The organism is Microvirga sp. 2MCAF38 (assembly GCF_052115485.1).
Classification (GTDB): Bacteria; Pseudomonadota; Alphaproteobacteria; order Rhizobiales; family Beijerinckiaceae; genus Microvirga.
In genome coordinates this window covers 362,134-379,340 of record NZ_JBFRGU010000006.1, presented here as the reverse complement: position 1 = coordinate 379,340, position 17,207 = coordinate 362,134, and the positions used below count along the sequence as shown (strand labels likewise).

General features: G+C 60.8%; 18 protein-coding genes and 1 tRNA gene. 13 read left to right on the top strand and 6 right to left on the bottom strand.

The genetic code is table 11. From position 1 onward, the window contains the following. Both AB4072_RS15115 and AB4072_RS15110 read right to left on the bottom strand, forming a co-directional pair. A partial coding sequence (locus AB4072_RS15115) for a calcium-binding protein (protein ID WP_441969183.1) occupies positions 1-1,380 on the bottom strand: 1,380 nt, incomplete at its 3' end. Positions 1,381-1,746: 366 nt separating this feature from the next. Continuing rightward, positions 1,747-1,822 (bottom strand) — tRNA-Ala (locus tag AB4072_RS15110). A 176-nt stretch (positions 1,823-1,998) separates the two neighbouring features. On the opposite strand from AB4072_RS15110, the gene AB4072_RS15105 reads away from it, so the two are divergent. Genes AB4072_RS15105 through folD form a run of 3 tightly spaced genes read left to right on the top strand, consistent with a single transcriptional unit; the run spans position 1,999 to position 3,516 of the window. Beyond that, positions 1,999-2,289: a YggT family protein gene (locus AB4072_RS15105; RefSeq protein ID WP_441969182.1), complete on the top strand. Its 291-nt coding sequence runs from the start codon at positions 1,999-2,001 to the stop codon at positions 2,287-2,289. A gap of 4 nt (positions 2,290-2,293) precedes the next feature. Then, on the top strand, positions 2,294-2,617 hold the full coding sequence (locus AB4072_RS15100; RefSeq protein WP_441969180.1) for a DUF167 family protein: 324 nt from the start codon (positions 2,294-2,296) through the stop codon (positions 2,615-2,617). Then, entirely contained in the window at positions 2,614-3,516 is a 903-nt protein-coding gene (folD, locus tag AB4072_RS15095) for a bifunctional methylenetetrahydrofolate dehydrogenase/methenyltetrahydrofolate cyclohydrolase FolD (protein WP_441969178.1), read from the top strand. The genes AB4072_RS15100 and folD overlap by 4 nt, the downstream gene beginning before the upstream one ends. Before the next feature lie 12 nt (positions 3,517-3,528). Here the strand turns inward: folD and AB4072_RS15090 are convergent, their stop codons facing one another. From AB4072_RS15090 to AB4072_RS15075, 4 genes are all read right to left on the bottom strand, one after another. Then, positions 3,529-3,942 (bottom strand): DoxX family protein, encoded by a 414-nt coding sequence (locus tag AB4072_RS15090; RefSeq protein ID WP_441969177.1) that lies wholly within the window; start codon positions 3,940-3,942, stop codon positions 3,529-3,531. Positions 3,943-4,157: 215 nt separating this feature from the next. After that, the gene (locus AB4072_RS15085; protein ID WP_441969175.1) at positions 4,158-4,970 is read right to left on the bottom strand and encodes a DUF6602 domain-containing protein; all 813 of its coding nucleotides are present in this window, start codon (positions 4,968-4,970) and stop codon (positions 4,158-4,160) included. Between the two features lie 106 nt (positions 4,971-5,076). Further along, on the bottom strand, positions 5,077-6,231 hold the full coding sequence (locus AB4072_RS15080) for an adenylate/guanylate cyclase domain-containing protein (RefSeq protein WP_441969173.1): 1,155 nt from the start codon (positions 6,229-6,231) through the stop codon (positions 5,077-5,079). Beyond that, positions 6,228-7,127, bottom strand: coding sequence for a LysR family transcriptional regulator (locus AB4072_RS15075; RefSeq protein WP_441969172.1), 900 nt, complete (start codon positions 7,125-7,127; stop codon positions 6,228-6,230). Before AB4072_RS15075 ends, AB4072_RS15080 begins: the two co-directional genes overlap by 4 nt. Before the next feature lie 295 nt (positions 7,128-7,422). Between AB4072_RS15075 and sdhC the strand changes: the two genes are divergently transcribed. From sdhC to sucD, 10 genes are all read left to right on the top strand, one after another. Beyond that, on the top strand, positions 7,423-7,818 hold the full coding sequence (gene sdhC, locus AB4072_RS15070) for a succinate dehydrogenase, cytochrome b556 subunit (protein WP_441969170.1): 396 nt from the start codon (positions 7,423-7,425) through the stop codon (positions 7,816-7,818). A gap of 11 nt (positions 7,819-7,829) precedes the next feature. Beyond that, positions 7,830-8,234 carry a succinate dehydrogenase, hydrophobic membrane anchor protein gene (gene sdhD / locus AB4072_RS15065; protein WP_441969168.1) on the top strand — a complete coding sequence of 135 codons (405 nt, stop codon included), beginning with the start codon at positions 7,830-7,832 and terminating at the stop codon, positions 8,232-8,234. Between the two features lie 9 nt (positions 8,235-8,243). Continuing rightward, entirely contained in the window at positions 8,244-10,055 is a 1,812-nt protein-coding gene (sdhA, locus tag AB4072_RS15060) for a succinate dehydrogenase flavoprotein subunit (protein WP_441969222.1), read from the top strand. 120 nt (positions 10,056-10,175) lie between these two features. Further along, positions 10,176-10,955, top strand: coding sequence for a succinate dehydrogenase iron-sulfur subunit (locus AB4072_RS15055; protein WP_441969220.1), 780 nt, complete (start codon positions 10,176-10,178; stop codon positions 10,953-10,955). A gap of 169 nt (positions 10,956-11,124) precedes the next feature. Then, a complete protein-coding gene (locus AB4072_RS15050) occupies positions 11,125-11,700 on the top strand; it encodes an AprI/Inh family metalloprotease inhibitor (protein WP_441969166.1) in 576 nt (191 codons plus the stop codon). 120 nt (positions 11,701-11,820) lie between these two features. Then, positions 11,821-13,017: a cell division protein ZapE gene (gene zapE / locus AB4072_RS15045; protein ID WP_441969165.1), complete on the top strand. Its 1,197-nt coding sequence runs from the start codon at positions 11,821-11,823 to the stop codon at positions 13,015-13,017. 31 nt (positions 13,018-13,048) lie between these two features. Beyond that, positions 13,049-13,660, top strand: a complete 612-nt coding sequence (locus AB4072_RS15040; RefSeq protein WP_441969164.1) for a TetR/AcrR family transcriptional regulator — start codon at positions 13,049-13,051, stop codon at positions 13,658-13,660. A 220-nt stretch (positions 13,661-13,880) separates the two neighbouring features. Beyond that, a complete protein-coding gene (mdh, locus tag AB4072_RS15035) occupies positions 13,881-14,843 on the top strand; it encodes a malate dehydrogenase (protein WP_441969163.1) in 963 nt (320 codons plus the stop codon). A 111-nt stretch (positions 14,844-14,954) separates the two neighbouring features. Further along, positions 14,955-16,154 carry an ADP-forming succinate--CoA ligase subunit beta gene (gene sucC / locus AB4072_RS15030; RefSeq protein WP_441969161.1) on the top strand — a complete coding sequence of 400 codons (1,200 nt, stop codon included), beginning with the start codon at positions 14,955-14,957 and terminating at the stop codon, positions 16,152-16,154. A 9-nt stretch (positions 16,155-16,163) separates the two neighbouring features. Beyond that, the gene (gene sucD, locus AB4072_RS15025; protein ID WP_441969159.1) at positions 16,164-17,051 is read left to right on the top strand and encodes a succinate--CoA ligase subunit alpha; all 888 of its coding nucleotides are present in this window, start codon (positions 16,164-16,166) and stop codon (positions 17,049-17,051) included. The last annotated feature ends 156 nt before the right edge of the window (positions 17,052-17,207 follow it).

The following is a 17,207-nucleotide window of genomic DNA, read 5'->3' as shown; positions in this document are numbered from 1 at the left end:
GCCGTCCTGGCCGACGAGGAAGTCGTTGCCGTCCTCGCCGTAGAGGACGTCGTTGCCATTGCCGGCCCAGATGTTGTCGTCACCGGCGCCGCCATACAGGGTGTCCTGCCCGTCCATGCCCGCGAGGAAGTCGTTGCCGTCTTCGCCATAGAGAATGTCGTCGCCGGTATCGCCCCAGAGCGTGTCTTCTCCCGTGCCGCCGTAGAGCACATCGGCGCCGTCGCCGCCGCGCAGCAGGTCGTTATCGGCACCGCCATACAGGTAGTCGTTTCCGGTGCCGCCCAAGAGCGTGTCGTTGCCGGAGCCGCCGAGCAGGGCGTCGTTGCCGGCATCGCCATCCAGATGGTCATTGCCCTGGGAACCACGCAGCTGGTTACTCTCCGCATTGCCGGTCAGGACGTCGTCATGCTTTGAGCCGATCAGACCCTCGATGGAAATATAAACATCGCCTATCGCTTCGCCGGTATTAACGAAACCATCCGCAAGGTTTGCCGTCACACCGGTGGCAGCATTGGTATAATCGGCAAAGTCAAAACCCGCACCGCCGTTCAATGCATCGGCGCCTAGACCGCCTTCCAGGATGTCGTCACCGGTGCCGCCGATCAGCATGTCGGATCCTGAACCACCGATCAATGTATCAGCGCCCGATCCCCCATCCAAAATGTCATGCCCCTTGAGAACGTCAGCCTTATCCGTCCCTGCCGAGATCGTCAGAGGCTGCGATCTCGAGGAAGTGGGATTCAAGTCCCGGAATTTGTTCCAAATCTCTTTACGGGCCTCGTAATTTGCGCGTCGTTTCTCATTATCATGATAACCCGAGTCATCCGCCCCCAAAGGATTCAGATGGCGCAGGGTTTCCGCCACTTCCTCTAGAAAACTTGTTTCTCCTCCGAAGGGATTCGCGTCTTTGCCATATCTACGCTCCCATTCATTGATATTATTGTGAAATAAAACCCAATAATCATCTATACGACTACTATAATCATAAGTAGCGTGTAGTTTAGTTCCATCTGGATTGGTGAGATCATAAACAATATCTCCCCTTGCGCTCACATTTATTTGAAGCACGGTTCCATCCGGCTGCCGGACAGTTGTTTCCGTATAAGAATCCTTACAAGTTGTTATCGTGGTGACAGTTCCATCTTTGGAACGGATCGTCGTTCGCGTGGTGGCCTCAGATATCACCTCTATCGTCCACACATCGTCTTCTTTGATCGTGATCTTTGGAGCCCCTGGCCCACCAACGATTCCCTGGCTAGGGTCCTGTTTGTGCCATTGGTCGTAGTTGGTGATGGGGCCGTTGCTGACGGTTGTGCCCAGGTAAACACCACCGATCGTCCCGCCAGTCTGGCGCTGCTCTTCACTCTCTAGGGTAAACATCGAACGCTCCTAAGATGACACTTGCTTGGTCTTGGCAGCATTCGCGCAGGAATCTTTGTTTGGCGGAACTATCGAGATGACGAGATTCGAGCAGTTTCGGAAGATTTAAGTCATTGATCTGCAACCTATTTGCTGTAGTTGCCGCTGTGGCATGCTACTTCAAGTGTGCCTAGGTACAAAGAAAGGTCCTCGACTTGGGCTGAGCTAAGGCTCCAGCACCAGCCCGGCAGGTCACGGACACGTACGAGCGCATGTTGCAGTTCTATAGGAAACTGTAAGGACGCGGAGCTGATCAGCATTGGCTACCGGGTTCGGGGCTTGGCCCTTGCAGGATCGTTAGCCCCGCCCTACCCGCGTTGATTTAATTGGTGGAGCTGAGGGGATTCGAACCCCTGACCTCTGCAGTGCGATTGCAGCGCTCTCCCATCTGAGCTACAGCCCCGGTCGGTTCTCTGAACCAAGCGGCGAACTTTTAGGCCTGCGGGCTTTCCTCTGTCAATCGGGATGGTCACGGGGTCTCGGCTTTTCGCGTAGGGGAAGGGCGGAGCGGGTTTTCACGGGTTGTTCGGAGCGGCCGCAGACGCTACATGACGGGCGCCGTTTCCTGATGAGTTTCCCATGCGCGCCCTGCTCGATATCATTCTGCTGGCCTTGCAGCTCTACACCTATCTCATCGTCGCTTCGGCGATCTTGAGCTGGCTTGTGGCCTTCAATGTGGTCAATGTCCGTAACGACCTCGTTCGCTCGATCTGGACTTTCCTGAACGCGGTGACCGAGCCGGCGCTGCGGCCCATCCGCAATATTCTGCCCAATCTCGGCGGGGTCGATATCTCGCCGATAATCCTGATCTTCATCATCTTCTTCATCGAGAGGCTGATCCAGGATTACCTCATGCCGGTGGCTTTTTAAGCCGATGGCGGATCTGCCCTGGCTCGTTCGGGCCCAGGGCCTCTCCTTGCGTGTGCGGGTCACCCCGCGCGGCGGGCGCGACGCCATCGAGGGGGTCGAGGCCCTGTCCGACGGCTCCGCCATTCTGAAGGTCCGGGTGCGGGTCGCGCCGGAGGATGGGGCGGCCAACGAGGCCGTCCGAAAACTCCTCGCCAAGGCGTTTAAAATTCCGGCCTCCGCTGTTCGCCTGGAGACGGGAGCGACGGCTCGAATCAAGACATTCGCGGTTTCAGGTGAGCCCACGGCCCTCGCGGCCGGGCTTGCCGCTTTGACGGGACAGATCTCATGAGCGCCACCATCATCGACGGAAAAGCCTACGCAGCCGGTCTTCGCCAGCGGATCGCCGCGGCGGTGAACGATCTCAGCGCACAGGGCGTGATGCCCGGCCTCGCGGTGGTGCTGGTGGGCGAGGATCCGGCGAGCCAGGTCTACGTGAAGAACAAGGCACGCCAGACGCTCGAAGTCGGTATGCGCTCCTTTGAGCATAAACTGCCCGTCACCACGAGCGAAGCGGATCTCTTGAGCCTCGTCGCCAAGCTCAATGCCGATCCAGCGGTGGACGGCATTCTCGTGCAACTGCCTCTCCCGAAACACATCGACACGCAGAAGGTGATCGAGGCCGTCGATCCGGCAAAGGACGTGGACGGTTTCCATCCCATCAATGCCGGACGCCTGATGACCGGCGTGCCCGGTCTCGTCTCATGCACGCCGCTCGGCTGTCTGCTGCTACTGCAATCGGTGCGGAAGGATCTCGCGGGGCTGGATGCAGTGGTGGTCGGCCGCTCCAACATCGTCGGCAAGCCGATGGCGCAATTGCTGCTCGCGCAAAGCTGCACCGTGACGGTCGCGCATTCCCGCACGAAAGACCTCGCAGAGGTTTGCCGCCGTGCCGACATCCTGGTCGCCGCCGTCGGCCGTCCGGAAATGGTGCGCGGGAATTGGGTGAAACCCGGCGCCATCGTCATCGACGTGGGCATCAACCGTGTGCCAAATCCGACGGCAGGCGAGGGCAAGACGCGGCTGGTGGGCGATGTGGCTTACGCGGAAGCGGCGGCCGTCGCCTCCGCGATCACGCCTGTCCCCGGCGGCGTCGGGCCGATGACGATTGCGTGCTTGCTGCGCAATACGCTTGAAGCGGCGTGCCGGAGACGCGGCATGGCGGTGCCGCCTTTGGACGTGATGATTTAGGAAGCTCTCCCATCAGGTGGCGCGTACGGGCGAAAAGAGCGCCCTGATTCTGCTGTCGCGCAGATAAAGGCCGCCCCAGACCATGAGGCCGAGATAAACCCCGAACAGCAAGTGGCTGAAGATAGGGCTCCCGACGCGCAGATGCGTGGCAATCGCGCCGCCGAACAAGCCCGTCAGCAGGATCGCGCCGAGGATGGAGGTTTGGGGGAAGGCGTAGAGGAGCGTGGCTGCCAGGGTGAGAATTCCCAAGCCCCGCGCGAGCTCTGCCGGATAGCCGAGCTGTCCGAGCGTGTCCTTCACGACCGCCAACTCCATGATCTTGATGACGCCGTCAAAAAGCAAAAACAGCACGACGAGCGCGCTGATGATCCGCCCGATCAGGACGAGCCTATTCGAGACGCGGCTGGATTGGCCAGTGGTCTGCATCGCATCCTCCCTTGCGGTGACAGCGGCATCCGCTCACCTGCCTGGTTCAACGACAGAGGTAACAGTCATCGCGACAGCGCAGCAAGAACAATGATCTCTTTGGGAAAGACCGATAACCGGTCGCGTCGCAAGTGATCCCCCACTTGTCGTGCAGGCGTCGCTACATCGGCCTTTAATCCCGCTGCGCGCCTGGCGTGCTGCAACTGGTGACAAGATTAGAAGCCTATTTGAACGGAAAGATTGAAAGACGCGAGATAGGGTGATGCATTAAGCCATTGGCCTTCAATGTTCGCTGTGGCTTCTTGCAGAAGCAAGAATAGAAATAATAAATTTCCTGTGCTCGTATCAGACATGATCCACTTCAAATTTGGAAATTCTGCTCGCATTTGGGGAGTGCCAAAGCCAGCTTTAGCATTATCAAAATAGACGAATCCTTTGTTTAAGACAAAAACACCGTCAATTGATGGAGCGCCTGTTTGAAGGCGAGCAGATTCAGCTTGCGGTAAATTTGGAATTGTAATGCCAACGCCAACATGAATTTGTTGAATCCAGTTGTGGATAGTCTGGACCTGCGCGGGCCCATCATAAGCTACGACGAAATTAAGAACCTTTGGTGGGATATACCCAGCGGAAAGCTTTGATGTGATGCTTGGCGTTAAGGTCTTGGCGTTTAGAGCAGCCTTAATTGCCTGTTCCAAGTCAGCGCGGGTGAGTGTTGATTTCACCTCGACAGTCGCGATCACCGACTCGATCAAGAAGCCAGAAACCCCGCCCCCAAAGTCAAGCCGTGGATAATTCTTTTTATAGATAACAATGTCAAATTGATTGCGCGGCTCTCCCGGTTGTGAGTTAGCATCGATAATTTCGCCCGTTCCTATCGCCACTTTCTCCGGTAAGTGAGACTGGAGAAATTCGCGAATGAATGCTTCGCGAGGTGTCCCCTTGTGCAAGCTATGCCCGCTGTTCGCAGGAATCTTTGAGGTAGCGACGAGTGTGTTCTCACAAGCATCCATGTGCGACTTCAGCATCTGCAACTAGCTCTTCGTTCGATCAATGAATTGAATATGGCGTACATATTATGTCGTTTCAATTTGAATGCATCTCTGTTGTTTTGCCGAGATCAGAAACTCCTCCTCACACCCCAAACAACGTCCGCTCCTCCTTCACGCCTCGCAACGCATGCCGCCCGAGCGGTCGCACTTCAATCGGGCATGCCTCCGCGACTGGCTCCGACATCACGAGCGAGCATCCCAACGTTTCACATAAAGTTTCCATGCGGCTCACCTCGTTCACGGCGGGGCCGACTACTGTGAAATCGAGGCGTTTGGGGCTGCCGACATTGCCGTAGAACACGTCGCCGTAATGCAGGGCAATGTCGAGGTTCAGTGGCGTTGCGTCGGGGTTGGCGCGGTTGACGGCCTCATTGCGGGCGAGGGCTTTTTGCGCAGCGCGGAAGGCCCCGGCGCAAGCGTCGTCTTTTGGGTTTCCGTCGGTGACGGGAAAAGCGGCGAGCAGGCCGTCGCCTAAGAATTTCAAAACCTCGCCGCCTTCTTCCGCCACGGGTTCGGCCATGGCCTCCAAGTGCTGGTCGAGGCGGGTGACGATCCGAGCATCGGAGATGTCGGCGAGCGCCGTGAAGCCGCGGAGGTCCGCAAAGAGGAGGGCGGCGGTGATCGTGCGTCCCGCGCCGCGCTGGATCTCGCCGCCGAGCACGCGCCTGCCGGCAGAGAGGCCGACATAAGTGTCGAGCATGGCAACCGTGACATCGAACAGCGTGATGCGGTAGGTCGCGAGCCCCATGAGCGGAAGAACCGCGTCGATCCGGGCGATCTCGTCTTGCGTGAAGCCGTCGGGCCGATCCGTCGAGAAGGAGAAGGCGATGCCGCGTAGATCCGGCGCGCTGGCATTGTCGAATGCAATGAGTCGCGCGAGATAATCCTTGCCGCCTGCGCGCAGAACATCATCGAAGACTTCGAACCACTCCGTCTCCGGTTCATCGAGGCGCCAATGGCGTGCCGCGATTCCGCTGTTCAACATATGATTGAAGGGGCTCACCGCGAAGGCTTTGACATTGCGCTCATGGGAGTGGGCTTCCACCGCCGTCCCAGTCGGGCGTGTCCAGGTATGGTTGAGAACGCGGATCGTCGGGTTCACTGTGGGAAGCGCGAGATAAGCCCGCACCACTGGAATCCCCTCCGCCACCAAGCCGTCCGCAAAGCCTTCCAGAAGCGAAGCCACGCTCGCTCCCTTCAATCCCTGTGCGATGATCCAGTCTTCGAGGTTTGTCATGAGGACATTCTAGGGCCGCCTCGCAAATGCTCCACCAATTGTCGCGCGGAGGTCGCCAATTCCGCTCGCGAGCGTACGCAAAGCGTCAGATCCCGCGCAGCCCACGCATCCTGCAGGTCTATCGCCGTGATGGCCATGGTGCGCCCGACCCGTTGCGCGGTCGTTTGCGGAACGATGCCGAGGCCGACGCCCGCTTCCACCATGCGGCAGACGGCATCGAAGCTGCGGAGTTGTACGCGAAGGCGCAGGGGCTTGCCGATACGGGCAGCCTTGTCGGTGAGAAAACGCTGAAGGGCGCTTGCCCGGTCGAGCCCGACAAAATCGTGGCCGAGCATCTCGGCGAAGGGGACGCTTCCGCTTTGCGCCAGGGCATGGCCGTTCGGCACCACAAGGACGAAGCGGTCGCTGCGGAAGGGATAGGTCTCGAGGCTGCCTGTATCGACGGTCCCGGCCACGATGCCGATATCGCCGACGCCTTCGGCGATCAGGCCGACGATCTCGTCGCTGAGGCGCTCCTCCAGATCGATGCTCACCTGCGGGTGCTGCGCCAGAAACGTGCCGAGCGCCTCGGGCAGGAACTCGGTGAGTGCGTTGGTGTTGGACAGAATGCGGATCTGGCCCGCCAGCCCGCCGGAAAAGGAACTCAAGTCCTCACGCAAGCGCTCGGCCTGAGCCAGCATGACGCGGGCGTGCTGGAGCAGGGTACGCCCGGCATGGGTCGGCGAGACGCCCTGGCGGGTGCGCGTCAGCAGCGGAGCGCCCAGCGATTTCTCCATGTTGCGGACCCGGGTGCTTGCGGCGGCGAGCGCCAGATGGGCCCGTTCGGCCCCGTGGGTGATGCTGCCCGCCTCCACGATGTGGCGGAACAGGCTCAGGTCTGTCAGATCGAAGAGCATGGGGCCTTCCTTCGTCATTCGCGAAGGCTATTAAGAATTATTACAAATTGCTACTTGGGAAAGAGTAGCTCAAACTTCGCCAGTTACGAAGTCTTAGCTTTGTAACCGGGTCTTGCGGAAGACGCGTTGCGATGTCGGCGCGCTTCTTATAGGAACCGTTCTAAAGTATGTCCGGAGCGAAGCGGCGTCTGAGCGCCCTCGGGACGTGCGATCATTCATTTCTTGAAGGGGCCGATCCTGTGATCGGTTCCGGATTCTGGGCGACGCTTCCCGTCGCCGACCTGGAGCGAACGCCATGACTGAGGCGAAATCGACCCCGCGGCCTCTTTCCCCGCATCTGCAAATCTATCGCTGGTCATGGACCATGGCCATGTCGGTCTTTCACCGGGCCACCGGAATGGCCCTCTATTTCGGTATCGCGCTGTTCGCGATCTGGCTCGTGGCGCTGGCGACCGGCCCGCGTGCGTTCGACACCGTGCAATGGTTCTTCGGTTCTCCCCTCGGGCTGTTGATCCTGCTTGGTTACACCTGGGTGCTCATGCACCACATGCTCGGCGGCATCCGCCATTTCGTCTGGGATCTTGGCTACGGCATGGAGCGCGAACAGCGCATCGGCATGGCCCGCCTCACCCTCATCGCCTCGATCGCGCTGACGCTTGCGATCTGGGTCGTCGCCTTCACCTTCTTCTAAGGAGACAGCCCATGGCAGACAAAAACGTTTCCATGCGCACACCGCGCTCCCGCGTGCAGGGCCTCGGTGCCTCCCATCATGGGGTGGAGCATTGGTGGGTTCAACGCTTGACGGCGGTGGCTAACGTGCCGCTCATCATCGGCTTCGTCATCATCGTCGCCGCGCTCGCCGGCAGCAATTATGCGCAGGCGCTGGTCATCATCTCGCATCCGCTCATCGCGATCATCCTCCTTCTCGCCGTTGCTTCGGTCGTCAATCACATGCGCCTCGGCATGCAGGTCGTCATTGAGGATTACGTCCATGACAACGGTTGGCGACTTGTCGCCGTGATCGCGAACAACTTCTACGCGGCGGTGATCGGCGCGGCCTGCCTCTATGCCATTCTCAAAGTCAGCCTCGGGCGGATCTTTCTTTAAGGAACTTTCATCATGGCCCAAGGAACCAACGGCAAGGCCTACAAGGTCATCGACCACACCTTCGACGTGGTGGTCGTCGGCGCAGGCGGCGCGGGTTTGCGCGCCACGGTCGGCTGCAGTCAGGCCGGTCTTCGCACCGCGTGCGTGACCAAGGTTTTCCCGACACGCTCGCACACGGTCGCGGCGCAAGGCGGCATCTCTGCCTCGCTCGGCAATATGGGGCCGGACGATTGGCGCTGGCACATGTACGACACCGTGAAAGGGTCGGACTGGCTCGGCGATCAGGACGCTATCGAATACCTCTGCCGCAACGCTCCCGACGCCGTCTATGAGCTGGAGCACTGGGGCGTGCCGTTCTCGCGCACGGAAGAGGGCAAGATCTATCAACGCCCCTTCGGCGGCATGACCACGGATTACGGCAAGGGCACCGCGCAGCGCACCTGCGCCGCCGCCGACCGCACGGGTCACGCGATCCTGCACACGCTTTACGGTCAGGCTGTTCGCAACCAGACGAATTTCTTCATCGAGTATTTCGCGCTCGATCTGATGATGAGCGAAGACGGGCGCTGCCTCGGCATTGTCGCCCTCGACATGGCGACGGGTGAGCTTCACCGCTTCCGCGCTCACATGACGATCCTCGCGACGGGCGGTTACGGCCGCGCGTATTTCTCGGCGACGTCCGCTCATACCTGCACCGGCGACGGCAACGCCATGGTGCTGCGCGCCGGCCTGCCGCTGCAGGATATGGAATTCGTGCAATTCCACCCTACCGGCATTTATGGTGCAGGCTGCCTGATCACCGAAGGCGCGCGCGGCGAGGGCGGGTACCTCACCAATTCGGAAGGCGAGCGCTTCATGGAGCGTTATGCACCATCCGCGAAGGATCTTGCCTCCCGTGACGTCGTCTCGCGCGCGATGACCATGGAGATTCGCGCCGGTCGCGGCGTCGGCAAGAACAAGGATCACATCTATCTCCACCTCGATCATCTCGATCCGAAGATTTTGCACGAGCGCCTGCCCGGCATCTCAGAAAGCGCGAAGATCTTCGCCGGTGTGGATGTGACCAAGGAGCCGATCCCGGTTCTGCCGACCGTCCACTACAACATGGGCGGCATTCCCACGAACTATCACGGCGAAGTGCTGACCTTGAAGAACGGCAATCCGGATACGGTGGTGCCGGGCCTCATGGCGCTCGGCGAAGCGGCCTGCGTGTCGGTGCACGGTGCGAACCGTCTCGGCTCCAACTCGCTCATCGATCTCGTGGTGTTCGGCCGTGCGGCGGGCCTGCGCTGCGCCGAAATCATGACGCCGAACGAGAAGCATTCCGATCTGCCGAAGAACGCCGACGAACTCTCGCTCTCGCGTCTCGACAAGTTCCGCTATGCCAACGGGTCCACATCGACGGCGGATCTGCGCCTGCAGATGCAGATGACCATGCAGAACAACTGCGCGGTGTTCCGCACGGGCGAGGTGCTCGCCGAGGGCAAGGAACTCATCCACAAAGTTTGGAACGCCGCCGCCGACATCAAGGTCACGGATCGTTCGCTGATCTGGAACTCCGATCTGATCGAGACGCTGGAATTCGACAACCTGATCGGTCAGGCCGTCGTGACCATGGAAGGTGCGCTCAACCGTCAGGAATCGCGCGGCGCGCACGCCCGCGAGGATTTCCCGGATCGCGACGACAAGACCTGGATGAAGCACACCCTCGCGTGGGTCGACGACACCTCTCACAAGGTGAGCCTCGATTACCGGCCGGTGCACACCTACACGATGTCGAACGAGATCCAGTACATCGAGCCCAAGGCTCGTGTGTACTGATGCTGACCGTCATGGCCGGACTTGATCCGGCCATCCACGTTTTCCACGCCGCAGCGAAGCAAAGGCGTGGATGCCCGGGTCGAGCCCGGGCATGACGAACACAGAATAGGCAAGACCAAGATGGCCGAATTCAACCTCCCCAAGAATTCCCGCTACACCGAAGGCAAGGCCTGGCCGAAGCCTTCGGGGGCGAACGTCACGGCGTTCCGCATCTATCGCTGGAACCCCGATGACGGCGCGAACCCGCACATCGACACTTATTATGTCGACCGGGACGATTGCGGGCCGATGGTTTTGGATGCGCTCATCTGGATCAAGAACAAGGTCGACTCGACCCTGACCTTCCGCCGCTCCTGCCGCGAAGGCATCTGCGGCTCCTGCGCCATGAACATCATGGGGCAGAACACGCTGGCCTGTACGCTCGGCATCGACGAGTGCAAGTCGGACACCGTGAAGATCTATCCGCTGCCGCATCTGCCGGTGGTGAAGGATCTGGTGCCGGATCTGACGACGTTCTATGCACAGCACGCTGCCGTCGAGCCGTGGTTGCACACGGAATCGCCGGAGCCGGAGAAGGAATGGCGTCAGACGCCGGAAGACCGCTCTAAGCTCGATGGCCTCTACGAGTGCATCCTGTGCGCCTGCTGCTCGACCTCGTGCCCGAGCTATTGGTGGAACGGCGACAAGTTCCTCGGCCCTGCAGCGTTGCTCCAGGCCTATCGCTGGCTCATCGACAGCCGTGACGAATCGACAGGCGAGCGTCTCGATGCCTTGCACGATCCGTTCAAGCTCTATCGCTGCCACACCATCATGAACTGCGCCAATACCTGCCCGAAGGGCCTGAACCCGGCGAAGGCGATTGCCGAAATCAAGAAGATGATGGTGGAGCGCTTGGTCTGAGACCTGAACGCCACACTCTTTCAAAAAGGCGCCTACGGGCGCCTTTTTTCGTTGCCATGCGCCGCGAGCCGGTGTGGGTCATTTCCCGTTCAGGTATCCATTCAAATAACGGGAACGCAAAGGGGAGCTCGGCAGTTCACCTTTACGGTCAAGCATGACGGGGATGATAATGACACGGTCGATTTTGATGACGAGCGCGACCTTGTGCGCTGCCTTGGCGCTCGGCGCCTGCTCGTCGTCGCGTTTTGGTGGCACGCCGATCCGCGGCGCTGCCGCTGCGCCCTCGCTCATGCAAGCTCCCGTCGAAGCCGTTCCGTCAGGCCCTGTCGAGACGACACCGCTGCCGCCTGTCGAGAGCCAGCCGCTTCCGACGGTGGGCGGTGCTCCCGCTATTCCCGGCGCTGCTGGCGCACCCGGTAGTGAAATCGCGTCGCTGCCGCCGCAAACATCGGCCCCGGCTGCCCCGGCAAGCCGGACCTCCATGGTGGGCGCTTGGACCGCGCGCGAGACATCGGGATCCTGCAAGGTGCAGCTCTCGAGCTCGCCCTCGCTCGATCTTTATCGCGCTTCGACTTCGGGCTGCTCCAACCAGGATCTCTCGAAGGTCAATGCCTGGGATTATCGCGATGGGGAGATCTATCTCTACCAGACCGGCGGCTCGGTTACGGCGCGTCTGCGCGGTTCGTCGAGCGCGCTCAGTGGTGCGCTGACGAAATCGGGGGCTCCGCTGTCGTTGTCGCGCTGACGCGATCCGAAAAATGGAATCCGGTTTTCCGCCCGGTTCATGCGATCGCGTTTCGATGAAACATGATCGGCCTCTCAAGATGTTTGCCCTGAAAGCCCGAGGGGAGTATCGGTCGCAGCCGTGAACGATGCTGCTCCCCCCATTACTGAGACTGTTTCGGCCCGCTACGAGGCGCTTGTCGCTAGCGGCGCCATCGAGCGCGATCCGGCGCAACTGGTGCTGATCGAAAAGCTCGATTCTCTTGTGGCGACGTTGAGCGAACACCGCATCGAGCGCCGTCCCAGTGCGCTGGGCCGCCTCTTCGGCAAGCGCAATCCGCTGCCGCCGCCCAAGGGCCTTTATATCTGGGGTTCCGTCGGGCGCGGCAAGACCATGCTGATGGACCTGTTCTTCGAGGCGCTGCCGGTCGTGCGCAAGCGCCGGGTGCATTTCCATGCCTTCATGGCCGATGTGCATGAGCGCATTCATGCGTGGCGACAGCTTCTCAAGGAAGGGAAGGTCAAGGGCGACGATCCGATCAAGCCGGTGGCCGACGCGCTGGCGCAGGAAGCCTGGGTGCTCTGTTTCGACGAGTTCACGGTGACCGATATCGCCGACGCCATGATTCTGGGGCGGTTGTTCACCGCTCTGTTCGAGCATGGCGTTGTGGTGGTCGCCACATCCAACGTGGAGCCGGATCGGCTTTATGAAGGGGGTCTCAACCGCACCCTCTTCCTGCCCTTCATCGCGCTCCTGCAGCAGCGGATGGAGGTGATGCGCCTCGATTCCCGCACGGATTTCCGACTCGAAAAGCTCGCCGGCGCGCCGGTTTTCTACACGCCCGCGAATGCGATCTCCCATCAGGCCCTCGATCAGGCGTTCCTGCGACTCACGGGCCGCGCGCGCGGTACTACGATGACGTTGACCGTGAAGGGGCATTTGGTGGAGGTGCCGGAGGCGGCTGGTGGCGTGGCGCGCTTCCGGTTCCCCGATCTTTGTTCAAAACCCCTCGGCGCATCGGACTATCTCCTGATCGCCAAAGAGTTTCACACGGTCATTTTGGAGGACATTCCCCGGCTCACCTTCGAGCGACGCAACGAAGCGAAGCGGTTCATCATCTTGATCGACACGCTCTACGATGCCCATGTGAAGCTTCTGGCGTCTGCGGAGGCGGAGGTGACGGAGCTTTATGGAGCGGATGAAGGACGCGAGGCCTTCGAGTTCGACCGCACGGTGTCGCGCCTGATCGAGATGCGTTCCGGGGAATATCTGTCTCTTCCGCATGGACCGCCGGATTCGGCTGATTCCGGGCAGACCACCGGTCTGGTGGAGACATGATGCCTGTCCAGGCGAAGAGGTGAGGTGGACAATGGCTCTCATCCCTCCATCTTCCGAGCCGGCGGATGTCCGCCTTCTCGCCATTGCCGCCGAGCAGTTGCGGGAGAACGGCGCGTCCGGCGTCACGGTGGTCGGCGTCGCGCAGGCGGCAGGCATGACCCATGCCAACGTCTATCGTTACTTTCCGTCCAAGGCCGCGCTCATCGACGCTGTCGTGGCGCGATGGATGCGCTCCCTCGAAGCGATCGTCTCGGAAATCGCCGATGCTCCCGACCCGGCGGACGACAAGCTCGAACGCCTGATCCTCGCCATGGCCCAGGAGCATCGTGATCTCGCGTTGAAGGACAGTCATCTCTTCGACGTCTATGTGGAGGCGACAGAGACCTCGCGTGCCGTCGTGCGCAAGCATCGCGGGCGCATCCGGCAATGGATGGAGCAGGTCATGGACGAGGGCATCGCGACCGCCAAGTTCGACCCGCGCGACCGCGACCGCGCCATGGCTTTCATCACGGACGCGGTCTATCGTTTCATCAATCCTCTGGCCGTCAGGCTCGACCGGGACGTGCCGGGAGACATTCTGGAGCGGCGCCTGGCCACCATGCTCCGGGTAGTGTTGAGGGCTCTCGCGAACGGCAGCGTGTAGGGTTGGTTACATTTTTTAAAAAATGTAACATGACCTTTTGCCGCGACCTAAGTTACTAGAAATAAAAAGACATTTCCATAAGTCACGCTTCCCGCCGGGCCGAATCCCTCGCAAACGCTTACGGGTTAACCTTTTGCTGGGTTGAAGCGGTCATATTTCTGAGTCAAAGACGCGCGACTTCTCAAGGCGCCCTGCCTTGCTCACATCCAAGGACATCTCCATGGCTCGTCATAAGATCGCGCTCATCGGCGCTGGCCAGATCGGCGGCACCCTCGCCCATCTCGTCGGTTTGAAGGAACTCGGCGACGTCGTTTTGTTCGACATCGCGGAAGGCGTCCCTCAGGGCAAGGGCCTCGATATCGCCGAATCGGCTCCGGTCGACGGCTTCGACGCCAAGTACAAGGGCGCGAACGATTATGCCGATATCGCAGGCGCCGATGTGATCATCGTGACCGCCGGTGTGCCACGCAAGCCCGGCATGAGCCGCGACGACCTGCTCGGCATCAACCTCAAGGTCATGGAAGCGGTCGGCAACGGCATCAAGCAATATGCCCCGAACGCCTTCGTCATCTGCATCACCAACCCGCTCGATGCGATGGTGTGGGCGCTCCAGAAATTCTCCGGCCTGAAGCCTGAGAAGATCGTCGGCATGGCCGGCGTGCTCGACTCGGCCCGCTTCCGCCACTTCCTCGCCGAAGAATTCAACGTGTCGGTCGAAGACGTCACCGCCTTCGTGCTCGGCGGCCACGGCGACGACATGGTGCCGTTGACGCGCTATTCCACTGTTGCCGGCGTCCCGCTGCCCGATCTCGTCAAGATGGGCTGGACGACGCAGGCGAAGCTCGACGCCATGGTCGAGCGCACCCGTAAAGGGGGCGGCGAAATCGTCAACCTGCTCAAAACCGGCTCGGCCTTCTATGCTCCGGCGGCCTCCGCAATTGCCATGGCCGAGAGCTATCTCAAGGACAAGAAGCGCGTTCTGCCCTGCGCCGCGCATCTTTCCGGCCAGTACGGCATCAAGGACATGTTCGTCGGCGTTCCGATCGTGATCGGCGCGAAGGGCGTGGAGCGCGTCGTCGAAGTGTCGTTCACGGCTGACGAGAAGGCGATGTTCGACAAGTCGGTCGCTTCCGTGCAGGGCCTTGTGGACGCCTGCAAAGAGATCAATCCGGCTTTGAAGTAAAAACACGGCGCGTCATGGCCGGGCTTGTCCCGGCCATCCACGTCTTCAACCGCCACGCCGCCAAGGCGTGGATGCCCGGGCCAAGCCCGGGCATGACGGAAAGAAAAACACATGAACATCCATGAATACCAAGGCAAAGCCGTCCTGAAGGAATTCGGCCTGCCGGTCTCGAAGGGCAAGGCGATCTTCTCCCCGGCGGAAGCCGAGGCGGCGGCCAAGGAACTCGGCGGTCCGCTCTGGGTCGTGAAGTCCCAGATCCATGCGGGTGGTCGCGGCAAGGGCAAGTTCAAGGAAGCTGCTGCTGGTGAAAAGGGCGGCGTGCGCCTCGCCAAGTCCATCGACGAGGTGAAGCAGTTTGCGAAAGAGATGCTCGGCAACACGCTGGTCACGATCCAGACCGGTGACGCTGGCAAGCAGGTCAACCGCCTCTACATCGAAGACGGTTCGGATATCGAGCGCGAGCTTTATCTCTCCATGCTCGTCGACCGCGCCACGGGCCGCGTCGCTTTCGTTGTCTCGACGGAAGGCGGCATGGATATCGAGCAGGTCGCGCACGACACGCCCGAGAAGATCCTGACCTTCTCCATCGATCCTGCGACCGGCGTGATGCCCCATCACGGCCGCACCGTGGCGAAGGCGCTCGGCCTCACCGGCCCGCTCGCCAAGGAAGCGGAAGACGTGGTTGCGAAGCTCTACAAGGCCTTCACCGCGAAGGACATGGAGATGCTCGAAATCAACCCGCTCATCGTCACCAAGGACGGGCACCTCAAGTGCCTCGACGCCAAAATCTCGTTCGACGGTAATGCGCTCTATCGCCATCCCGAGATCGTCGAACTGCGCGACATCACGGAAGAGGACGCGAAGGAGATCGAGGCCTCGAAGCACGATCTCGCCTATATCGCGCTCGACGGCACCATCGGCTGCATGGTCAACGGTGCTGGCCTTGCCATGGCGACGCTGGACATCATCAAGCTCTATGGCGAAGAGCCGGCGAACTTTTTGGACGTCGGCGGCGGCGCGTCGGAAGAAAAAGTGACGGCGGCGTTCAAGATCATTACCGCCGACCCGCAGGTGAAGGGCATTCTCGTCAACATCTTCGGCGGCATCATGAAGTGCGACGTCATCGCCCGCGGCGTGCTCGCGGCAGTGAAGGCGGTTGGTCTTCAGGTTCCGCTCGTCGTGCGCCTCGAAGGCACCAACGTCGAAGAGGGCAAGAAGATCATCCGCGAATCCGGCCTCAACGTGATCCCGGCTGACGATCTCGACGACGCGGCGCAGAAGATCGTGAACGCGGTTCGCGGCGGAAAATAAGAGGCTCAGATGTCCATTCTCATCGACAAGAACACCAAGGTCATCTGCCAGGGCTTCACCGGCAAGAACGGCACCTTCCATTCCGAGCAGGCCATCGCCTACGGCACCAAGATGGTCGGCGGTACCTCGCCAGGCAAAGGCGGCTCGACGCATCTCAATCTGCCCGTGTTCGACACGGTGATGGAAGCGCGCGAGAAGACCGGCGCCAACGCTTCGGTCGTCTACGTTCCGCCTCCGGGCGCGGCGGATGCGATCTGCGAAGCCATCGACGCGGAAATCCCGCTCATCGTCTGCATCACGGAGGGCATCCCGGTGCTCGACATGGTGCGCGTGAAGCGCTCATTGCAGGGTTCCAAGTCGCGCCTCATCGGCCCGAACTGCCCCGGCATCGTGACGGCGGGCGAATCGAAGATCGGCATCATGCCGGCCAACATCTTCAAGCCCGGCTCTGTCGGCATCGTGTCGCGCTCCGGCACGCTCACCTACGAGGCTGTGTTCCAGACCACGAACGAGGGCCTCGGTCAGACGACCGCTGTCGGCATCGGCGGCGATCCGGTCAAGGGCACCGAGTTCATCGAGATGCTCGACATGTTCCTCTCCGATCCGAAGACCGAGTCGATCGTCATGATCGGCGAGATCGGCGGCTCGGCGGAAGAAGAGGCGGCCGAGTTCATCGCGCGTGAGGCCAAGAAGGGCCGCAAGAAGCCGATGGTCGGCTTCATCGCCGGCCGCACGGCTCCTCCCGGACGCCGCATGGGCCATGCGGGCGCGATCATCTCCGGCGGCAAGGGCGGCGCGGAAGACAAGATCGCGGCCATGGAGGCGGCGGGCATCCGCGTGTCGCCATCCCCGGCACGCCTTGGAAAAACCTTGGTTGAGGTTCTGAAAGGCCGCTAACGAAACAACGTGATCGGGGGCCGAAAGGCACCCCGGTCCGACTCGAGATCACCGTCATTCCGGGACTTCGCGCAAGCGAAGGGCCCGGAACCCATAACCACCGAAACGCACTCCAGCGAGAAGCGGCGGTGGATGTGGATCCCGGGTTCTGCGATG

What these genes read in the sequence shown, in the direction of transcription:
- AB4072_RS15105 (WP_441969182.1), top strand. Translation starts at nt 1,999, where the DNA reads ATGCGCGCCCTGCTCGATATCATTCTGCTGGCCTTGCAGCTCTACACC.
- sdhC (WP_441969170.1), top strand. Translation starts at nt 7,423, where the DNA reads ATGACTGAGGCGAAATCGACCCCGCGGCCTCTTTCCCCGCATCTGCAA.
- mdh (WP_441969163.1), top strand. Translation starts at nt 13,881, where the DNA reads ATGGCTCGTCATAAGATCGCGCTCATCGGCGCTGGCCAGATCGGCGGC.
- AB4072_RS15080 (WP_441969173.1), bottom strand. Translation starts at nt 6,231, where the DNA reads ATGACAAACCTCGAAGACTGGATCATCGCACAGGGATTGAAGGGAGCG.
- AB4072_RS15100 (WP_441969180.1), top strand. Translation starts at nt 2,294, where the DNA reads ATGGCGGATCTGCCCTGGCTCGTTCGGGCCCAGGGCCTCTCCTTGCGT.
- sucC (WP_441969161.1), top strand. Translation starts at nt 14,955, where the DNA reads ATGAACATCCATGAATACCAAGGCAAAGCCGTCCTGAAGGAATTCGGC.
- AB4072_RS15075 (WP_441969172.1), bottom strand. Translation starts at nt 7,127, where the DNA reads ATGCTCTTCGATCTGACAGACCTGAGCCTGTTCCGCCACATCGTGGAG.
- AB4072_RS15085 (WP_441969175.1), bottom strand. Translation starts at nt 4,970, where the DNA reads ATGCTGAAGTCGCACATGGATGCTTGTGAGAACACACTCGTCGCTACC.
- AB4072_RS15040 (WP_441969164.1), top strand. Translation starts at nt 13,049, where the DNA reads ATGGCTCTCATCCCTCCATCTTCCGAGCCGGCGGATGTCCGCCTTCTC.
- AB4072_RS15050 (WP_441969166.1), top strand. Translation starts at nt 11,125, where the DNA reads ATGACACGGTCGATTTTGATGACGAGCGCGACCTTGTGCGCTGCCTTG.
- AB4072_RS15055 (WP_441969220.1), top strand. Translation starts at nt 10,176, where the DNA reads ATGGCCGAATTCAACCTCCCCAAGAATTCCCGCTACACCGAAGGCAAG.
- sdhD (WP_441969168.1), top strand. Translation starts at nt 7,830, where the DNA reads ATGGCAGACAAAAACGTTTCCATGCGCACACCGCGCTCCCGCGTGCAG.
- folD (WP_441969178.1), top strand. Translation starts at nt 2,614, where the DNA reads ATGAGCGCCACCATCATCGACGGAAAAGCCTACGCAGCCGGTCTTCGC.
- sucD (WP_441969159.1), top strand. Translation starts at nt 16,164, where the DNA reads ATGTCCATTCTCATCGACAAGAACACCAAGGTCATCTGCCAGGGCTTC.
- AB4072_RS15090 (WP_441969177.1), bottom strand. Translation starts at nt 3,942, where the DNA reads ATGCAGACCACTGGCCAATCCAGCCGCGTCTCGAATAGGCTCGTCCTG.